The 2,810-nt window shown below is 41.8% G+C and carries 4 protein-coding genes; all 4 read left to right on the forward strand.

All coding sequences use genetic code 11. The annotated features are described in order from the left end of the window. Positions 1–463, forward strand: a 463-nt coding sequence (locus P9B04_RS19275) for a hypothetical protein (protein WP_342056594.1), incomplete at its 5' end; no start/stop codon positions are given. 81 nt (positions 464–544) lie between these two features. Further along, positions 545–1,033, forward strand: coding sequence for a bleomycin hydrolase (locus tag P9B04_RS19280; RefSeq protein ID WP_342056595.1), 489 nt, complete (start codon positions 545–547; stop codon positions 1,031–1,033). A gap of 121 nt (positions 1,034–1,154) precedes the next feature. Beyond that, on the forward strand, positions 1,155–1,940 hold the full coding sequence (locus P9B04_RS19285) for a phycobilisome rod-core linker polypeptide (RefSeq protein WP_342056596.1): 786 nt from the start codon (positions 1,155–1,157) through the stop codon (positions 1,938–1,940). Between the two features lie 295 nt (positions 1,941–2,235). Beyond that, on the forward strand, positions 2,236–2,810 hold a 575-nt coding region (locus P9B04_RS19290), incomplete at its 3' end, for a HEAT repeat domain-containing protein (RefSeq protein WP_342056597.1).

Consider the following 2,810-nt stretch of genomic DNA (forward strand, 5'->3'; position numbering starts at 1 on the left):
TTGGCCTAAGTTTTCGCAGCGAGTGACCCCTGGCTTTTTGAGAAGATACGCCAGTTGTATTGTTACTGATGCTATTGCTGGTATCTGTTGCGAAAGTCCTGGTTTAACCGAACCTGGTGGTGGCGTTTATACTAACCGTAAGATGGCAGCTTGTCTTCGTGATGGAGAAATCATCTTACGCTATGTTACCTATGCTTTATTAACAGGTGACCCCTCTACTCTCAAAGATCGCTGTTTAAATGGCTTAAAGGAAACCTATAGTGCTTTAGGCGTTCCTACAGGTAATACCACTCGTGCTGTTGCGATCATGAAAGCTTGTGCGGTAGCTCACATCACCGATACCAATACTGAAGCTCAAGCAGGTAGCAAATACAACAAGATGTCCTTCACTGAGGGTGATTGCTCTAATTTAGCTGCTGAGTGTGCTTCTTACTTTGATGAAGTTATTGCTACCATCAGCTAAGACTGAAAAAATTTAGGCATTTTGAAGTGTATTGGCAATCTTGTTGAATTTTCTAAAGAAAACTAGGAGAAACTCTAAATTATGAAATCCGTTCTAACCACAACCGTTGCTGCTGCTGACTTGGCAGGTCGTTTTCCCAGTTCATCTGATTTAGAATCAGTCCAAGGAAGTTTACAGCGTGCGGCTGCTCGTATGGAAGCTGCTGAAAAGTTAGCTGCTAACTATGATGCTGTTGCTCAAGAAGCTGTTAATGCTATTTATCAAAAGTTCCCCAGTGGTAGTGGCCGGGACATGGATAATAGCACTCAAAAAGAGAAGTGTAAGCGCGATATTGTCCACTACTTACGCTTAATCAACTATTGTTTAGTGGTTGGTGGTACCGGTCCCATTGATGAATGGGGAATTGCTGGTGCGCGGGAAGTTTATCGTGCGTTAGGAATTGATACCGCTACATATATCACTGGTTTAACCTTCCTTCGTAATCGTGGTTGTGCGCCACGGGATCTGTCTGCTCAAGCTTTACTTGAATATAACGGCTACCTAGATTATTTAATCAACTCCATGTCCTAATTTAGTTGGGATAATTATGGAGTTGGCAAGTGTGTTATAAACACACTTGCTTGTTTATTGGTTGGTTGGGGTAAACCTGATTAACACTTAATAGAAAATCAGAAGAACTTATCACAATAAAATGATGGCAAATTTAACCGCATCAGCTACCGTGGAAATGGAACCGCTAGAACTTCGTCCCAATACTACTGAAGAGGAGCTACAGCAAATCATCACCGCCGTCTATCGACAGGTATTGGGAAATCAGTATTTGATGGAAAGTGATCGCCTCACCAGTGCTGAATCTCAACTACGTAATGGTGACATTACTGTTCGTGGATTTGTTCGAGCCGTCGCGCAATCTAGTTTATATCAGTCTCTGTTTTTCCATTCTGCGTCTCAGTATCGCTTTATTGAGTTAAACTTCAAGCATTTTTTAGGTCGTCCACCTCAAAGTCAACAAGAAGTATCTGAACACGTTCAGATTTACAACGAAGAAGGATACGCAGCTGAAATCAACTCTTACCTTGATAGTAACGAATATGCTCAAAGTTTCGGTGAGAATATCGTTCCTTCTCCTCGTGGCATTCGTTCAGTGGTTGGGCTGAAAAATGAATCCTTCAACCGTATGTTTTCCCTGTTACGGGGGCCAGCTAACAATGATAGTAGCAATAACAATGCTCGACTGATTTCCTCTATTGCTGCTAATTTAGCCACTCCTATCAAACCCCCAACTCTGGGGAATGGAGCTAATTATGACAATACTGGCAAGCGTTTTCGCATTGCCTTTTCCAGCAAGCAGGGTGCTGCGAGAATAAATAAATTTAGTCGTCAAGAATGGGTGGTTAGGTATAGTCAGATGTCTAAGACCATTCAAAACATACACAAGATGGGGGCCAAAATTCTGAAGATCACTGAGATGGTCTAGTAACTGGAGTTTGAGTGTTGTCTATACTCAAACTCCCAAATTTTGGCGTTGCTGATTTTGCAGTGGTTTTGTTAAAAAGGAAGAGTCCCGAAATTAATTTGAACCTTTCTGTTTATGAAGAATTCCGTTGAATCCCTCATTTTCGCTCTAGTTATGACTTCTGGTCTAGGCTTTTTATCCTTAGCTTATTGGTGTAGCTCCTTATCTTTTTCGGCATTTTTCTAGTCGTACTTATTCATTGTCTTACCCTCTATGTATTAGATATGGGAAGATGGTTAGAAAATCACTTTCAATCATGTCTAATTTGAAGTCAAATCAAGAGAACTCAGCAGAAAGCGACTCTCCTCTTTATGGCGTTAACCAAGCTATCACAAATTTACAGCAGCCAGAAGACTTAAGTGCCAGATATTATGCTGCTTGGTGGTTAGGACGGTTTCGAGTCAATACCCCTGAAGCTATTGAAGCGTTATTGATTGCTTTACACGATGAACTGGATCGCTCTCCAGATGGAGGTTATCCTCTTAGACGTAATTCCGCCAAAGCATTAGGTAAATTAGGCAATACCGAAGTGGTCCCTAACTTGATTGAAGGGTTACAGTGTGACGACTATTATGTCAGGGAATCCTCTGTTCAAGCCTTAGAAATGTTAGGAGATACAAGAGCGATACCCCCGTTACTGGCCTTACTAGAGGATGGAGTCGGAAGGGCGCAGCAAACACCAGATAAACCTCATTTGCTGCAACCCTACGAAGCTATTATTGAAGCTTTAGGAACTTTGGACGCAAAAGAAGCGGTCCCACTTATAGAGCCATTCCTAACACATTTCGTGGAAAAAGTTAAGTATGGTGCTGCAAGAGCAATGTATCAACT

It is taken from the genome of Crocosphaera sp. Alani8, assembly GCF_038442745.1.
Taxonomy (GTDB): domain Bacteria; phylum Cyanobacteriota; class Cyanobacteriia; order Cyanobacteriales; family Microcystaceae; genus Crocosphaera.

Bases quoted from the DNA above. Each gene is read 5' to 3' on its own strand.
- P9B04_RS19280 (WP_342056595.1), top strand. From the start codon at position 545: ATGAAATCCGTTCTAACCACAACCGTTGCTGCTGCTGACTTGGCAGGT.
- P9B04_RS19285 (WP_342056596.1), top strand. From the start codon at position 1,155: ATGATGGCAAATTTAACCGCATCAGCTACCGTGGAAATGGAACCGCTA.